General features: G+C 65.2%; 11 protein-coding genes. 5 read left to right on the top strand and 6 right to left on the bottom strand.

Going from position 1 to position 16,141, the window contains the following annotated elements:
* The first annotated feature begins 1 nt into the window (after window position 1).
* On the top strand, window positions 2-1,210 hold the full coding sequence (gene sufD, locus J1N60_RS19410) for a Fe-S cluster assembly protein SufD (protein WP_312909651.1): 1,209 nt from the start codon (window positions 2-4) through the stop codon (window positions 1,208-1,210).
* 358 nt (window positions 1,211-1,568) lie between these two features.
* Window positions 1,569-2,255, top strand: coding sequence for a hypothetical protein (locus J1N60_RS19405; RefSeq protein WP_312909649.1), 687 nt, complete (start codon window positions 1,569-1,571; stop codon window positions 2,253-2,255).
* An 80-nt stretch (window positions 2,256-2,335) separates the two neighbouring features.
* On the opposite strand, the gene J1N60_RS19400 is transcribed toward J1N60_RS19405, so the two are convergent.
* Window positions 2,336-2,971 (bottom strand): hypothetical protein, encoded by a 636-nt coding sequence (locus J1N60_RS19400; protein WP_312909647.1) that lies wholly within the window; start codon window positions 2,969-2,971, stop codon window positions 2,336-2,338.
* A 298-nt stretch (window positions 2,972-3,269) separates the two neighbouring features.
* Here J1N60_RS19400 and J1N60_RS19395 point away from each other — a divergent pair, with 298 nt between their 5' ends.
* Entirely contained in the window at window positions 3,270-5,117 is a 1,848-nt protein-coding gene (locus J1N60_RS19395) for an ATP-binding protein (protein WP_312909645.1), read from the top strand.
* Window positions 5,118-5,277: 160 nt separating this feature from the next.
* Window positions 5,278-6,675, top strand: a complete 1,398-nt coding sequence (locus tag J1N60_RS19390) for an FAD-dependent oxidoreductase (RefSeq protein WP_312909643.1) — start codon at window positions 5,278-5,280, stop codon at window positions 6,673-6,675.
* A gap of 75 nt (window positions 6,676-6,750) precedes the next feature.
* Here J1N60_RS19390 and J1N60_RS19385 read toward each other — a convergent pair whose 3' ends face one another.
* From J1N60_RS19385 to hemB, 3 genes are all read right to left on the bottom strand, one after another.
* Complete coding sequence (locus J1N60_RS19385) at window positions 6,751-8,214, bottom strand: hypothetical protein (protein WP_312909641.1); 1,464 nt, start codon at window positions 8,212-8,214, stop codon at window positions 6,751-6,753.
* 211 nt (window positions 8,215-8,425) lie between these two features.
* The gene (locus J1N60_RS19380; RefSeq protein ID WP_425499310.1) at window positions 8,426-10,081 is read right to left on the bottom strand and encodes an ammonium transporter; all 1,656 of its coding nucleotides are present in this window, start codon (window positions 10,079-10,081) and stop codon (window positions 8,426-8,428) included.
* Window positions 10,082-10,593: 512 nt separating this feature from the next.
* Window positions 10,594-11,610, bottom strand: coding sequence for a porphobilinogen synthase (gene hemB, locus J1N60_RS19375; RefSeq protein ID WP_312909639.1), 1,017 nt, complete (start codon window positions 11,608-11,610; stop codon window positions 10,594-10,596).
* A 133-nt stretch (window positions 11,611-11,743) separates the two neighbouring features.
* Here hemB and J1N60_RS19370 point away from each other — a divergent pair, with 133 nt between their 5' ends.
* Window positions 11,744-13,264, top strand: coding sequence for a hypothetical protein (locus J1N60_RS19370; protein WP_312909637.1), 1,521 nt, complete (start codon window positions 11,744-11,746; stop codon window positions 13,262-13,264).
* 87 nt (window positions 13,265-13,351) lie between these two features.
* On the opposite strand, the gene J1N60_RS19365 is transcribed toward J1N60_RS19370, so the two are convergent.
* Together J1N60_RS19365 and J1N60_RS19360 are read right to left on the bottom strand one after the other, a co-directional pair.
* Window positions 13,352-14,455, bottom strand: coding sequence for an SDR family oxidoreductase (locus J1N60_RS19365; protein ID WP_312909635.1), 1,104 nt, complete (start codon window positions 14,453-14,455; stop codon window positions 13,352-13,354).
* Window positions 14,452-16,035, bottom strand: a complete 1,584-nt coding sequence (locus J1N60_RS19360) for a succinic semialdehyde dehydrogenase (protein ID WP_312909633.1) — start codon at window positions 16,033-16,035, stop codon at window positions 14,452-14,454. The genes J1N60_RS19365 and J1N60_RS19360 overlap by 4 nt, the downstream gene beginning before the upstream one ends.
* Window positions 16,036-16,141 lie beyond the last annotated feature (106 nt).

Raw genomic sequence — 16,141 nt, 5'->3', positions numbered from 1 at the left:
CATGAGCACGCAGGTACACGCCAATCTGACGCCGGAACAGGTACGCGAGATTTCGGGGGACCTCGAGGAACCCGAGTGGATGCTCGAGACCCGTCTCGAGGCCCTCGAAGCCCTCGAGGAACTGGACATGCCGGACGTGATCCGGACGCCGGGTCGCAACTGGACGAACCTCCACGGGCTCGACTTCGAGTCCCTGGTCGACCCGCTCAACGCTGCTGAAGAGAAGGACCAGGTCGGCCCCGACGACGTCGACGTGCTCCCGTGGGCGGAAGCGATCGACGAGCACGAGGACCTCGTGCGCGAGCACTTCGGTTCCATCGTCGATCCCCAGGAGAACTACCTGACGGCGCTGTCGACGGCGCTGTTCAGCACCGGGACCGTGATCTACGTCCCCGAGGGCGTCGACGCCGAGGACGTCACGATCCGGACCGAGATGCACTCCCGGTCGCTGTTCAACTACACGCTCGTCGTCACCGAGGACTCGAGTTCGGTGACGATCCTCGAGCGCCAGTCCACCGGGACGGAACTCGACGAGGAGCAGTACTACAGCGGCATCGTCGAGATCGCCGCCGGCGAGAACAGCTACGTCCAGTACGGGAGCCTCCAGAACCTCTCGGAGGACTCCTATTGCTTCAGCGCCAAGCGCGGCGAGACCGACACCTACGCCACGATCAACTGGATCGAGGGCAACATCGGGACGAAGCTCACGAAGACCGAGACCTCGACGCTGCTCTCCGGGGACTCCTCGGAGACCCAGATCGTCGGCGCCTTCTTCGGCCACGACGACCAGCACTTCGACATCGACGCGAAGGTCTGGCACCGCGCCGAGCACACGACCGCAGACCTCGTGACCCGCGGCGTCACCGACGACACCGCCCGCTCGGTCTACGAGGGCGTTCAGGACGTCGGCAAGGACGCCTGGGACACGAGTTCCTACCAGCGCGAGAACACCCTGATGTTGAGCGACGAGTCCGAAGCCGACGCCTCGCCGAAGCTCATCATCAACAACCACGACACCGAGGCCAGTCACTCCGCGACGGTCGGCCAGATCGACGCGGAGGACCTGCTGTACATGACCTCGCGCGGGGTCTCCCCGCGACTCGCGCGCAACATGCTCGTGGAGGGCTTCTTCGTGCCCGTGCTCGAGGAGGTCGCCGTCGACGAGCTGCGTGAGGATCTCGAGGACCTGATTCAGGCGCGTCTCGAGTAGGTCGATCCTCACTCACTTACCACACTGTTTCTCGGACACTGTTCGCTGGTCGCTTCTGTTCCCTCGAGTTTCGGGTAATCACGGCACTACTCTTACTATCGAATGGCAAGTAATGTGGCCTACACGCTGGAGTGGTGTCCACCGCGTTGCGGTGGCGCCCGAAGTCGCGTACAGCTCGAACGATCGTTCCATCGACCATCCCCCCGCTGGTATCACCGAGACGAATATCGTTCACCGAAGTCACTGCTGCTACAGGAACCAGCGTGTCCCCCTTCTCGTCGTTCCCGCGACTCCACTCGCCCGAAAGCGAGCGCTCGAGCCACCTGAAGACTTATGGCGTCATTTAGGGATTTTGAATATGGCGACGAATCCCTCCCGCCGCACGCTCCTCGGGAGCGTCGGTGCTGTCGTACTTTCGGGCTGTCTCGGTGAGCGAACCGAAATTACCAGTCCAGAACGAACCGCCGGGACGAACGATTCCGATAGTGACGACGGTGACAGTTCATTCGACGGCGAAGGGTTCCCCGAAGACGAAAATAAATCCGAAGGGGCAGACGCATCCGGAAACGACGACGCCACTCGAGACGAGTCGTCCTCCGATGACGATGAATCGTACGAAGACTCCAGATCCTGTCGTCAGTACAATCAGCGACGGTCCCTCGGCCAGGCGGAACCAATCGAAGAAACTGTTACCGTCGAGAAAACGGATCGCCTCCACCAAAAATGTGCCAGGGCTGCCGCCGAGATCGCCCTCGAGGCGGCAGACGAACGAGTCGACCTCGAACTCACCGACTCGGGTGTGTGGTGGATTTCCGCGGGTGCCTCGGGATACGGCGAGGAGTGGGACGCCGGTATCACCGTCCGAACCGAGACGGACAGCGACGGTGACTACATCGTGTGTCCACCCGCCGAGTACGACTTCGACGAAATCGTCGAAACGGTCCCCGAGGAGGCGACGATCACGCTCTCGCCCGAAACCGACGATGAGCCGTTCACCTGTACGCACCGGATTCCGGTAGAGGAGGTTCGCTCGAGTCTCGATTAGCCGTGAGCGAGTAGGGCGGAATAGTTCGCGTGGTGGCGGCGAGTTCGGAGTTTCGAGCCGCGACAGCAATGAGAGTGACGCTACGCCTCGTGGATCACTATATCACCGGTCATCGATTCGGTGTGAATTCCGCACTGGTACTCGACCATGTCCGCCGTGGCCTCGAACGAGAGGGCGTACGATTCGGACTGTTCGTCGTCGGCTTCCGTCCCCTCGAGCGGGCCCGTCTCGCCGACGATGACGAACTCGTGTTGCTGGCCGTCGTTGTTGACCCAGGTGAGTTCGTACTCCCGTCCGGCGTACAGCTCGAGGGTCGGATTCGTCTCGCCCTCGATGAGGCCGGGCGAGCGGCCGTTCCACCCGTTCTCGTTCGCGCCGAGGGTGATGCTGTCGACGTCTCCCCAGTCGTCGGCGCTCGTCTCGTTTCCATCGCCGCCCGTCTCGTTCTCGGCGCCATTGGTATCGTTCTCCGCCTCGCGCTCGGCGTCAGTCTCCTCCTCCGCTCCGATCGCGTCGCCCGTGCCGTTCGACTCGTTTTCCTCGGTCGCCTCGTGTTCGTCGTCCGCGTTCCGATCCTGTCCGTTTCCGGTTCCCTCCTCGGCTTCGGGTTCGGCGTCGCCCGACGGTCCGGCGCACCCGGCGAGCGCGACCGTCGCGCTCGCCGCGGCACCGAGTTGAAGAAACCGTCGACGGGTCCGTACGTCCGGTGAAGTCATACGGCTTCTCGGCGTCCGCCTCGGTTAAGTCAACGGCAGACACTCGCCTGTTGGAACCGAACGCGGCCGCGTCACGCGCTCGAGCGACCGTATCCGTCACTTCGTCGAGGGTGTCGGTGCCCGCTGTCGTTTTCGCCTCGGCCTCGAGCGACCGGACGATCGGTCGCTATCCGAACGCAACGCCGGATTTTCGATTCGTCAGGGTCCCAAACGCGGCTGTCGATTGAGAGGAACCTTTTTGACTCCTGAACGTTCGGAGGGAAACGCGTTTGTAGCTCCCATCAGTTGACCTGAGTGTATGACTGACCTGGGTGACTTCGAGGCGTTCGACGCCGACGCCTCGAGCGAGGTGGCCGACGACGAGTCGGAAACGGCGGAGTCGGCGTCTGCGAGCGCGAACGCGGACGCGGACACGAGTAGCGGGACGACCGAGAGCGACTTCGAGCGAACGGCCGTCGAACCACGCGGCCGGGAGAGCGGCATCGGGACCATCTGCGTCTCGCAGGGCTTGCGCGTCTCGACGGACGGCGACGAGACGACCCTCCGCGCGTACGTGACCGCCGACAACCGCTCCGATATTCGGCTGGGAACGTACGTCCTCGCGAGCTATCCCGACGGCGAGCGTCTGTTCTGCCAGATCGCGGGCCTCGAGTACGCCCAGCAGTACCACGCCGACGACGCGACCGAGATTCACGCCCGGCGGGCGATGAACGGGGGCGGCTTCGACCCCGACGACGAGGCGGACTTCAAGTTCGTCGCGGAACTCGAGCCGATTGCCGTTCTCTACGACGATGATGGCGAACTCAAGCGCCGGATGACCGACCGCGTGCCCAAACCCCAAACGGTGATCCAGGAAGCGAGCGACACCGACGAGATCAAGACGGGGCTGAAGATGCCCGAGGAGGGCGTCTTCCTGGGTCACCTCTCGGTCGGCGGGGAGAAGGTACGCACGAACGCCTCGCCACCGACCATCGACTACCGGTTGAAGGACGACTACGACTCGGGCGACCCGCTCGTCTTCCGGCACACGCTGATCGCCGGCGGGACGGGCTCCGGGAAGACCCACGGTGCGAAGAACATCCTCCGGCAGTACCTGTCTGAGGAGCGCCGGTATCCGATGGCCGACGGCCGGGAGGTCACGCCCGCGGTCGTCCAGTTCGATCCCCAGGACGAGTACGCCCAGATGCACGACGACAACCCCGATTTAGAGGACGACTTCGCCCGTCGTCTCGAGCGCGAGGGCATCGCCTACGGCGGGCACGACGACACGACGGCGTTCGTCCCGAAAGTGGGGGACTCGAGCTACGCCGCAGGTCATCACCGCGCCGAACAAGTCGAGTTCACCATCCCGTTCTCGATGTGTCGCTCCCGACCGTGGCTGGTCTCGGGCGGGTCGCTCAACGACAACCAGTACGGGGGACTCACGTACCTGCTCGACCGGTACTTCAGGGAAACGTCGAGCGCGAGCTACGCGGGCTTCAAATCCTTCCTCGACGACCCGGCCCTGCGGGAGGAACTCGACGAGTCCGGCCGGGTCCACGAGGCGACCTACGACGCCGTCCGGCGGCGGGTCTTCGGGTTCGACGACGTGTTCGACCAGGATGCACGGCCGATCACGGACCTGATTTCGGAGTTCGTCGCCCCCGGCCAGCTCAGCGTCGTTCCGACCTACCACATCAACGACTCGCGGGCGACGGAGGCCGTCGTCCTCGCGCTCTCGAGCCTCCTGATCGACCAGAAGCTGTCGAACGACCCGGACTTCGATCGGATCAAGGAGACGCCGCTGATCCTGGGAATGGACGAGGCGCACAACTTCCTCACCGACGCCGACAGCGTGCAGGCCCGGAAGGTCATCGCGAAGTTCACCGAGGCCGCCAAACAGGGCCGGAAGGAACGGCTGGGACTCTTTCTCATCACCCAGGACCCCCAGGACATCCACGATGCGGTCTTCAAACAGATCAACACCACCGTCGTCCTCAACCTGGGCGACGAGGACGCGATCAAGAGCGTCAACATTCCCAGCGACCTCGAGTCGAAAGTCCCCTACATGGAGAAGGGGCAGATGGTGGTCTACTCGCCCGACAACTCCGAACCCGTGGAGTTGATCGGGCTCTCGCGATGCGTGACGAGGCACGGACGGGACTGACCTGTTCGATCGTCGGAGCAGACTGATTCGTTCGATGTCAGTTGCCGTTTCTTCTACGATCGTCGAAACGCCTTCTGACGATCGTTGATGGCACACGTGCCGATAAAACATGACTTAAACCGTAGAAGGTCCGTAGTTCAGACAACCACCAGTACCACGCATGTCAGGCAAATACGACCTCGTTATCGTCGGCGGTGGAATCAGTGGCGCGTCGTTGCTCTACACGACCGCGAAGTTCACCGACATCGAGTCGATCGCCTTGCTCGAGAAGGAAGCCGAAATCTCGGCGATCAACTCCCACCACACGAACAACTCCCAGACCCTGCACTTCGGGGACATCGAGACCAACTACACCCTCGAGAAGGCCGAGAAGGTCAAGGAAGGCGCCGAGATCCTCGCCGGCTACCTCGAGCACCACGACCCGGACCGCGAGATTCACTCGAAGCGCTCGAAGATGGTACTCGGCGTCGGCGACGACGAGGTCGCCGAACTCGAGGCCCGCTACCACGACGAGGGCTTCGGCGACCTCTTTTCGAAGCTACGCCCGATCGGTCGCGAGGAAATCGGCGAACTCGAGCCGAAGGTCGTCGAGGGTCGCGATCCCGCCAAAGACTTGCTGGCCCTGCAGACGCCCGACGGCTACGTCGTCGACTACGGTGAGGTCGCCAAATCGCTCGTCGACAACGCCCGCGAGGAAGCCAGCGTCGACGTCTTCACGGGCACCCAGGTCACCGATCTGACCGAGACGTACGACGGCTACACCCTCGACACGGCCCGCGGCAAGTTCGACTGCGAGGTCGCAGTCGTCGCCGCCGGCTCACACAGTCTCCAGATCGCCAAGGAACTGGGCTACGGCGAGGACAAGGTTCTGCTCCCCATCGCGGGTAGCTTCTTCCTGGCCGAGAACTTCCTCAACGGCAAGGTCTACACGCTCCAGATGAAGAAGCTCCCCTTCGCCGCGGTCCACGGCGACGCGGACGTCCACGACCCCTCGATCACCCGCTTCGGGCCGACTGCGAAGCTCGTGCCGACGCTCGAGCGCGGTCGCCTCTCGACGGTCGAGGACTTCCTCGACGTGTTCGGGCTGAACGTCGCGGCGTTCGCCAGCTACGCCAACATCCTCTCCGATCGCATCCTCCTGCCGTACGTGCTCCGGAACCTCGTCTACGACCTCCCCGAGGTCGGCCCAAAGTCGTTCCTCCCGCACGTCCAGAAGGTCGTCCCGAGCGCGGAACTCGAGGACATCGAGCGCGCGAAGGGCTACGGCGGCGTGCGCCCCCAGATCGTCGACACGAAGAAGAAGTCCCTCGATATGGGCGAGGCCAAGATCGTCGGCGACGACATCATCTTCAACATCACGCCCTCGCCGGGCGCCTCGACCAGTCTGAAAAACGCGATGCAGGACGCCAAGACGGTCGTCGACTTCTTCGAGGAGGACTACACGTTCGACGAAGACGCGTTCCGCGAGGACACCATCGGTCACTTCCCGCGACTCGAGGACGACGCGTTCGAGGCGGGAGCGAGTGCCGATCCTGAACCGGCGCAAGCAGACGACTGAGTCGCGTTACGCTATTTCCAGCCTCGAAGCCTTCGCCCTTCGCTCGGCCTCGAGTGCTAGCTGACGGCGCTGCGTTCAGAAGTACCCGAACAGCGTGCCGACCAGCACGAGCCCCCACATCGCGACGCCGACCAGCAGCATGTCGTTGAGGACGCGGTCCCGAGTCGCTCGTCGGGCGGCCCCGCCGGCGATGAGCCCGATGGCGACGATCACGAGCATCCGCTGGAGCACGACGTCGATGGGGAGCGAACTGACACCGACCATTCCGTAGTCGATCCACATCGCTGCCGCGAGCGAGATCGAGGCCGCGACGGCCGCGTCGAGCCTGGACTCGAGGCCGCGGGCGATCAGGTAGGTGGCGATAGGGATGCCCAGCGCGATCACTGGATACAGAATTGCCGCGATGTTGTGCATCGTGAGGAACGTGGCCCACTGCTCGAGGGCGATGCCGGCGACGCGAACGCCGAGGAACAGCGCGATAATGGTCCCCGCCAGGATGGGGTGGCCAACCTCGATCCGGTCGTAGGCGGCGGCGAGTCGGCGCTTGTCGACCTCCGTGAGACGGTCTTCGAGGGGCTGGGGAGTGCGCTCGACGATTTCTCGTCCGGCGGCGAGTCCGAAGATTGGAAGGACGAAGAGACCCACCAGATCGACTTTGGTCGCCCAGCCATCGGCGTCGGATGGGCCGGCGTTGCCCACATTCCGGCGGACGACGTCCTCCTTCGGATCGACCTGTGGGAGGGCCATGAGTTCGCGTTCGACCTCGAGTTGGGCGTTCTCGACGCCGTCGACGCGGTGGCGGAGGGTGAACCAGTCGAAGTGCTCGCTGTGGGCTTGCATGGCGACCCACTGGTCGTCGGGGTTGGGGCTCGCGTAGACCCGGATGTGGGTCCGCTCACCGTAGTAGGTGCCGTCGTCGAGTTGCACTGTTTCGGTGGCCCAGTAGGCTGGCTCGTCGGGACCGGGATCGATCCAGGCGTATCGAGTCCCGCCCGCGGTTTCGCCCCAGTTCGTGGTGGTAGCGATCTGCCGGTTGATGGACTCGAGTCCAGTTTCGTTCGCGGTTTCGTTGGTTTCGTTTTCGTCGGTCTCGTTGGTACCGTTGACTTCGTCGGGTTCGTTCGTGGTTTCGTTGGTTTCCTCGATTTCGTCGGTTCCGTTAGTTCCGTTGGCTTCGTCGGTTTCGTTCGTTTCGTTCCCCCCGAACACCGCATAGGTGTCGGCGTCGGCGTCCTGTTCGTCTTCCTCGAGTTCCTCCCAGTCGCCGTCGGCTTCCTCCTGGAGCAGGCGGACGACCTCGTCGCTGTCGCCTCGAACGAAGACGTTGAGTGGGCTGTGTTTCTTGTGCGTCTTGCTCGGACTCATGTACGCCCAGATCGCGCTCTCGGAGTCTTCGAAGGTGACGAGTTCGATTTCGGGGTCCTCGCTCGTCTCGGGTGCGACGTCTTCCGTCGACGGCGAGAGCAACGCCGACGGACCGCCGATGAGGACGAAGCTCAGCGCGACGAGCAGGAGACCGATGGTGAGCGAACGGCGCATCGGGTCGACGTATTCCGCACGCCCTCTTGAAACGTAGTGTATACTGACAGTCGACGGTCACGACCGGTTCCGATGCCGAACTGTCGAGCGAAAACGCACGGTAGGCGTTCGAAGTCCATCTCGAGAAACGTTCGCACTCATCTCGAGGTGTGTTCAAAACCCGCCTCGGGGAGCGTTCCGACGTTGTCTCGAGGATGGCTACGATCCGCCGTCAGACCGCTTCGGGACCGGTCGCCCCCGTGCGGACCTGGCAGGCGTCCTCGACCGGGATGACGAAGATCTTGCCGTCTCCCGGTTCGCCCGTGTTCGCGGCCTCACGGATCGCGTCGACGACCTCGGTGGCCGGGACGTCAGCGACGACGCACTCGATCTTGACCTTCTGGTGGAGGTCGACGGCGTACTCCTCGCCGCGCCACTGGCCAGTCTTCGCGGGCTGGGAGCCGCGACCGGAGACGTTCGTGACCGTCAGCGAGGGGGCGCCAATTCCGGCGAGGTTCGTCTTCACGTCGCCCAGGCGGTCGGGGCGGACGATGGCGGTGACCATCCAGATGCCGCTGTCTGCAGTACCGCCGTCCGTCCGGATCGGACCGCCGTCGGCAACGACCTCGGGCGTGCCGAACTCGGGATAGGTGTCGACGCCGTGTTCGCTCACGTCGAGGCCGTCTCGTTCGTGTTCGGGCATGACTCGAGCTTGGCCAATCGCCTTGAACGCGCCCCAGACGAGGCCCGTGGCGAGGATCGTCCAGCCGGCGATGACGACCACGCCGACGACCTGCGCGGCGAACGCGTTCGCGACACTCTCGACGACGCCGGGTGCGGCGACGAACGGGTACAGGAGCGTCCCGAGGACTCCGGCCGAGCCGTGGACGGGGAACACCGCGCAGACGTCGTCGATCTTCAGGACGTTCTCGACGAAGCCGAAGACCAGCGGGAGCTGGGCGCCGGCGAGGCCGCCGACGATGAACGCGCCCCACCACGCGGTCGTGTGGGGAATCGCGGTGATGCCGACGAGCCCAGCGAGCAGGCCGTTGGCGACGTACAGGGTGTCGACCTTGCCGGTCTTGAGCCAGGCGACGAGCCCGGCACCCATAGCCCCACAGCCCATCGCGATGGTCGTCGTCATGGCGACGCGACCCACGGTGGCGAAGTCCCCGAGGACGAGTTCCCCGCCCTCGAGCGCGAAGACCGTCGCCGCGGTACCGACGTTGAAGCCGTACCAGCCAAAGGCGAGCACGAGCGTGCCGAGCACGGCGAAGGTCATCGAGTGGCCGGGGATCACGTTGACCGTCCCGTCCTGGTTGTAGCGGTCGAGCCGTGGGCCGAGGACCCACGCGGCGGTGAGGCCGGCGATACCGCCCATCCCGTGGACGATCATGCCGCCGGCGAAGTCCTCGAAGACGACGCCGCCGACGGCCAGGTGACTCCCGGCCCAGGTGAGGCCGGTGACGACCGGGTAGATGACCGCCGCCAGCAGGAAGGTGTAGCCGACGTACGCGCGGAGTTTCGCACGACCGGCCACGGCTCCGGAGACGATGGTCGCCGCCGTCATCGCGAAGACGGCGCCGAACAGCCAGTCGACCCACGCGTTGGGTTCGGCCACGTCGAAGGCTGGCACAAATTCATCACCAGCGATGAGACTCTCGACTCCCGCACCGATCAGGAAGAAGACCGTGACGCCGACGCTCCAGGTCAGCAAGTTCTTCGTCAGCTGGTTCGCGACGTTCTTCGAGCGCACCTGGCCGGCCTCGAGCATGGCGAAGCCCGCGTGCATGAAGAAGATCAGGAAGGTGACCGTCAGCACCCACACGAGGTTGACGCCCTCGACGAGCACCTCGGGATCGACCTGTAAGGGTACAGCATCGATCATGGTAGCACCTTCAACGAGTTGTAGCTATCGTGCAGACGTTCGTTCACTTTCGACCACTTTTTCCGCATGTTTGGACTGGATCTCACGTTCGATATGGATGTTGGTGTACCGTATAAGGGTTAGTGTTGACAAATATCCAAATATATTCCTATAAGAGTGAAATCATACAGCATATAATGTGCCTTTTACCGATCTAAGGTGTCCGTCCGTCCATCAGCGCGGTTCCCGAGCGACCGGAACTGGACGATTGTCAGCGTCCGTTCGCGGCAAGAATGGCCGAGTCGCCACCGTAGGTGTTTGGAACTGCTGATTTCGGGCTCACGCGCGACAAACGTTGCCAGTCGTCACGGTGCCTGAAACTGCGACTGGACGAACGTCCGAGCAACCCTGCTCGAGCGCGACGAACCGTCGATTCGAGTCGTCCGAACTCGAGCCACACGCACTCGAGGCGCCAGTTCGAGTGCGGCGAATCCTCCGAGTTGCGGTGAAATCCGAATAGCGGCGAACCCGACTCAGAGGCGGGGGGCGACGTCCTCGGCGAAGTACGTCAGAATCAGATCGGCACCCGCCCGTTTGATCGAGAGCAGCGACTCGAGGGCGGCCGCCTCGAGGTCGAGCCATCCCTTCTCACCGGCGGCCTGGAGCATGGCGTACTCGCCGGAGACGTTGTAGGCAGCGACGGGGTGGTCGAACTCCCGCCGGAGGTCGCTCACGACGTCGAGGTAGGGCAGGGCGGGTTTGACCATCAGCACGTCCGCCCCCTGCTCGACGTCGAGGCGGACCTCGCGGGTCGCCTCGCGGCGGTTGGCCGGGTCCATCTGGTAGTGGCGGCGGTCGCCGAAACTGGGTGCGCCGTCGGCGGCGTCCCGGAACGGGCCGTAGAAGGCGCTCTCGTACTTCGCGGCGTAGCTCATGACGGCCACGTCGGTGTGACCCGCGTCATCGAGGGCGCCCCTGATGGCGCCGACCATCCCGTCCATCATGCCGCTCGGGGCGACCATCTCCGCGCCCGCGTCGGCGTGGGAGACGGCGATTCGCTCCAGGGACTCGAGGGTGGCGTCGTTGTCGACGGTGAGGCCACCGCTCGCGCCCGAGGAATGCCGTTCGCCTTCGAGGTCGCGCGCCCCCGTCTCGAGTGGCCCACAGTGACCGTGTGCGGTGTACTCACAGAGACAGACGTCGGTGATCACGTAGGCGTCGGTCTCGGCGGTAATCCGGCGGGTGGCCTCCTGGACGACGCCGTCATCGGCCCACGCGCGAGTCCCCTCGGCGTCCTTCGACCGCGGGATACCGAAGAGCATCACCGCCTCGACGCCGGTCTCGAGCACCTCCTCGACGCGGGGGACGGCCGCCGTGATCGGAACGCGCTCGTGACCGGGCATCGACTCGATGGGAACGCGTTCCTCGGCCGTCGCGTCGACGAAGACGGGCGCGATGAAGTCCGACGGCTCGAGGCTCGTTTCGCTGACGAGTCCCCGAATTCGGTCCTTGCGGAGTCGGCGGGGGCGGTGCGTGAGGTTCGTGTTCATACCCGCCACTACCGACGGCACGGCCAAAAGCCGTGCGCTCGAGGCTGCGCCGTCTCCCAGTAGCGGCGACGTCGGTGAAATCGCGCTTTGAGCTAGCCCGAAGCTTATGACGTTCTGATCAGTGGATCGTCACATGAATCGACGCGCGTTTATCGGTGCTGCGGTCGGTGGAAGCGCCCTCCTGGCGGGGTGTACGCAACTGTTGTCTGGTGAGACGCCGTCCCGGTCGGTCGGTGAACCCGATGGAGACGGCGACGGGAACGGTGACATTGGTGAAAACGACGATGCGGACGGTGACGGTGGTGAAAACGGCGACGGAGACGGTCCTGGGTTCCCGAACGAGACCGTCACCGTCGTCGACTTCGAGACGGCTCGGCTGACTGCCGCGGTCGTCGGCGGCCGGCTCACCACGGACGACCGCCTCGCCGCGCGAATCGACTTCCTCGAACCTGCGACACCCGACTCCCCGGCGAGACTCCGCGCCGAGGTGACAAACAACCAGCCCTACGAACAGACGTTCGCGGCCCGGCGACTGGTCGTGCTCGACGATCCGCCAGTCGGTCAGTCCAGCGATCGGAACGCGATCTACCTGGCGCCCGTCGAGGGCCACCCGCTCGCCGAATCCATCCCCGGGTACGCCCGTGACGAGAACGGACGCTGGCGACTCGAGGACGTTCGCGACGACTGGTTTCCCGACACGCTCACCCTCGAGGCGGAGGAGACGGTCACCGGAGTGTACCACCTGCTGGGTCACCACCTGGCGGACGAACCGTCGATTCGGGCGGGGCGCTATCGCTTCGGCTGGCGCGAGGGCGGGTTCGAGGTCGCCGTCTGGTCGACCGACGAACCCGGGCCCGATAGGGCGTCGCAGTTCGCGGGCGAGAGCGTTGCCGACCTTCCCGATGCCGAGACAATCCGGTGGTACCACGAGGCGACCCCGACAACCGAAGCCTCCCTCGAACCCGACACGGAACGCATCGAAGCGCCCGGCAAACTCGAGTTCACGCTGGTCAACCACAGTCGCGAGGCGATGGGTGGCAATCCGTACCAGTGGCGACTGTACAAGTCGGTCGACGGCGAGTGGCTGCCGGTGTACCCGTGGGCCTGGAACGCACCGTACGCGACGCGGGGTCCCGGCGCAGTCGACGAGACGACCCTGCAGTGTTACCACGGCGATCCCGTGCCGTGCGAGGGAAGTCGGACCGTCGGTCACCTCGGCGGCGGTCGGTACGCGTACTCCGTCGGCTACAGCCTCGACGAGGAGACCCATGCCGCGATGTTCGACCTCGAGGCGCCGGACCTTGACGTGGGTCTCGAAGCAGACGCCGACGTCGAAGACGGCTGGGAGGAGGCCGTCGTCACGCTCCCGAACTACGCGGACGCCCGGAAACCGGCGACGTTCACCGTGACGCGCGTCGACGCGAAGGCCGAGGATCGACTGATTCCCGAACAGCTTCCACGGCGTCCCTTCCGGGCGTTCCGGAATGCCCTGCCGCTCTTTTTCGACGAGGACCGTGACGGAATCGAGCGCGTTCGCGTGCGAACCGATCGCGGGACTGCCCTGGGGCCCTTCGGCTACGAAGAAGGGGAAGTGCGAACGGTCGAATTCGACGGACGAACGTTCGAGGCGAGGGGGCAACTCGAGGACGCGTAGGGCTCGGATCCGGGACGAGAAACGCTCAGCAGGTCTTTCTACGGCGTACGACCGTGCCCGACCGTTTTCTCCGTCACCGCGAAACGGTCACACCATCGCTTCGTCGCCGATCTCGGGGTGCTCGAGCGCGAACTCGACCAGTCGCTCGACGTAGGATTCGAACGGCGGACACTCGAGTTCCGTCCCCGCGAGCGCCCGGCGCGTGTTCGGACACGCGTAACTCGTCGGGTGATCGAAGTAATCGATCGTCGCCGGTTCCGCGGGTAGGCCCAGCGACTCGAATCCCGCGAGCATCCCTCTGGCGACTGGCTTCGGAACCAGCGGCGAGATCACGCGGTGCCCCATCGCGTCCGCGAGCGCGTCCACGAATGCGGGCACCGTCAGCGGAGTCGGATCGCAGAGCTGGTACACCTCGCCGACGGCGTCGTCGTGGGCGCTGAGGTGGGCGATGGCGTCGACGACGAAATCCCGCGGGACGACGTTGAATTCCGTTCGACTCGAGGCCGGGAGCGTCAGGCCGACCGAGCACGCCGTCGGCTGTGCGGCCAAAATGCGGAGCAGATAATACGGGCCGTCGTACTTCCCCGTCTCGCCGGTTTCGCTGTCGCCGACGACGATCGACGGCCGGTAGACCGTCGTCGGAAGCCCCTCGGCCATCCGCTCCTGAACTAGCACCTCCGCGCGGTACTTGGTCTCCTCGTAGTGGTTGTTGAACGACTGACCCTCTTCGAGGTGAGCTTCGGTGAAGACGCCGTCGTAGCGGCCGCTGACGTAGCAGGTGCTGACGTACTGGAAGCGATCGACGTCCAGCGTTTCGGCCGCGTCGAGGACGTGTTCGGTCCCGCGAACGTTGACGGCCTCGGCCAGGTCTTGTCGGACGCCGAGGTCGTAGACGGCTGCGAGGTGGTAGCACTCGCGAACGGACTCGAGTGCGTCGAACGCCCCGGTCTCGAGGCCGAGGTCGGGTTCGGTGATGTCGCCCTCGTACAGTCGAATCGGCCCCGACGATGCGTCGATGCCGTCCACCGCTTCGACCAGTTCCGCGGCCCGTCGTTCGGCGAGCGATCTGTAGTGGGGCTGGATCAGGCAGGCGACCGGCCCGTCGCCGCGAGCGAGCAACCGCTCGAGCAACGCGGAGCCGAGAAAACCGGGAAAACCGGTCAGGAGGACTCGCGGGTCGGCGTCGGTCATCGGAACCACCTCGAGAGTCGCTTTCGGACGCCCAGGGCGCCGACCATCCCGCGAACGAACCAGCGATCGGGCACGCCGGGTGGGTTCCACGCCGGGCCGACGCGCGAGGAGGCGATGGTCTTCGCTTCGAGATACCGCTTGAGGCCCTCGGGGCCGTGGCGACGGCCCAGCCCGGAGTCCCCGACGCCGCCCATCGGCGCGTCGGTGGCCGCCCAGCCAGAGACGTAGGCGTCGTTGACGCACACGGTTCCGGCGTCGATCTCGCGGGCGAGTTCGATCCCGCGCCGTCGGTCGCCGGTCCAGATGCTCGCGTTCAGGCCGTACTCAGTCTCGTTGGCGGCCTCGATTGCCCGGCCGACGGACGGAACCGGCTCGACGGAGACGACGGGGCCGAACGTCTCCTCGCAGGCCGCCAGCGAGTCGGGCGCCACGTCGGTCAGAATCGTCGGTTCGTAGCAGAAGGGGCCCACGTCGGGTCGGGCACGGCCGCCCGTCAGGACGGACGCCCCGCGTTCGAGGGCGTCCGCGACGTGTCCCTCGACGCGCTCGAGCTGGTAGCCGTCGATCAGCGAGCCCACGTCGGGGCCGTACTCGAGAGCCGTTCCGAGCGAGAGCGCGTGCGTCTCGCGGACGAAGGCGTCGAGGAAGTTCTCGTAGACGGGCGCCTCGACGTAGATTCGCTCCATCGCGAGACAGAGTTGCCCGGCGTTCGTGAAACAGCCCTGGACGGCCCCTCGAGCGGCCGTCTCGGGGTCGGCGTCGGCGAGGACGACCATCGGATTCTTCCCGCCGAGTTCGAGCGAGCAGTCGATCAGGTTCCGGCCTGCACGCTCGGCGACGCTACGCCCGGTGGCGGTGCTCCCGGTAAACGACAGGTAGTCCACGCGGTCGATCAGCGCGGGGCCGACGGTCGATCCCTCGCCGGTGACGACCTCGAAGACGCCCGGTGGGAGGCCGGCTTCCTCGAGCAAAGCGGCCAGCTCGAGGGCGACGAACGGCGTCTTCTGATCGGGCTTGAGGACGACGCCGTTACCCGCGAGCAGCGCCGGGATGGCGTCGGTAATCGCGAGCGTCAGCGGGTAGTTCCACGGCGAGATGACGCCGACGACGCCGACCGGATCGTGGGTCACGCGCGCGTCGGTCAGCAGCGGGAATACACCGTCGCGCGACTCGTCGGCGAGCATGTCTGGCCCTCGAGTCGCATAGTAGGTGGCTGTCGCGGGGACGTCGAGCACCTCCTCGGCGGCGTCCACGCGGGACTTGCCGGTTTCGAGCTGGACCCGGTCGAGCAGTCGCTCGCGTCGCTCGAGGACGAGGTCGGCGAAGCGGTCGAGGACGGCGGCCCTGGCTTTTGGCTCGCGATCAGCCCACTCGGACTGAGCCGTACGGGCACGGTCGACAGCAGATTCGACGTCGGCCTCGGAACAGGCTGGAACGCGGCCCACGACTTCGTCGGTCGCGGGTGCGCGAACTGGAATGGACGTCTCGCCGCTCGCCTCGATTCCGTCGGCGAGGGCCTCGAGGTCTCGCGGCTCGACGGCGGCGGACGAGCGTATCGAGTCCGCCAGCTGGGATGTCATGGCAGCCGATCCGTGCTGGACCGACGTGTAAGTACTGCATGTCATGAGAGGTAGCGGGAGGTGAGGCAATACTTGCGACGAGATAGGAGTTCTTTTCACGCCCTCT

This window comes from Natronosalvus caseinilyticus (assembly GCF_017357105.1).
Lineage (GTDB): Archaea > Halobacteriota > Halobacteria > Halobacteriales > Natrialbaceae > Natronosalvus > Natronosalvus caseinilyticus.
The sequence above is the reverse complement of the archived record's forward strand: the minus strand, read 5'-3'. Positions and strand labels throughout refer to the sequence as shown.

Excerpts from the sequence above, each read along its gene's own strand:
- sufD (WP_312909651.1), top strand. The coding sequence starts at position 2 with ATGAGCACGCAGGTACACGCCAATCTGACGCCGGAACAGGTACGCGAG.
- hemB (WP_312909639.1), bottom strand. The coding sequence starts at position 11,610 with ATGAACACGAACCTCACGCACCGCCCCCGCCGACTCCGCAAGGACCGA.
- J1N60_RS19365 (WP_312909635.1), bottom strand. The coding sequence starts at position 14,455 with ATGACCGACGCCGACCCGCGAGTCCTCCTGACCGGTTTTCCCGGTTTT.
- J1N60_RS19360 (WP_312909633.1), bottom strand. The coding sequence starts at position 16,035 with ATGACATCCCAGCTGGCGGACTCGATACGCTCGTCCGCCGCCGTCGAG.
- J1N60_RS19405 (WP_312909649.1), top strand. The coding sequence starts at position 1,569 with ATGGCGACGAATCCCTCCCGCCGCACGCTCCTCGGGAGCGTCGGTGCT.
- J1N60_RS19385 (WP_312909641.1), bottom strand. The coding sequence starts at position 8,214 with ATGCGCCGTTCGCTCACCATCGGTCTCCTGCTCGTCGCGCTGAGCTTC.
- J1N60_RS19390 (WP_312909643.1), top strand. The coding sequence starts at position 5,278 with ATGTCAGGCAAATACGACCTCGTTATCGTCGGCGGTGGAATCAGTGGC.
- J1N60_RS19400 (WP_312909647.1), bottom strand. The coding sequence starts at position 2,971 with ATGACTTCACCGGACGTACGGACCCGTCGACGGTTTCTTCAACTCGGT.
- J1N60_RS19370 (WP_312909637.1), top strand. The coding sequence starts at position 11,744 with ATGAATCGACGCGCGTTTATCGGTGCTGCGGTCGGTGGAAGCGCCCTC.
- J1N60_RS19380 (WP_425499310.1), bottom strand. The coding sequence starts at position 10,081 with ATGATCGATGCTGTACCCTTACAGGTCGATCCCGAGGTGCTCGTCGAG.
- J1N60_RS19395 (WP_312909645.1), top strand. The coding sequence starts at position 3,270 with ATGACTGACCTGGGTGACTTCGAGGCGTTCGACGCCGACGCCTCGAGC.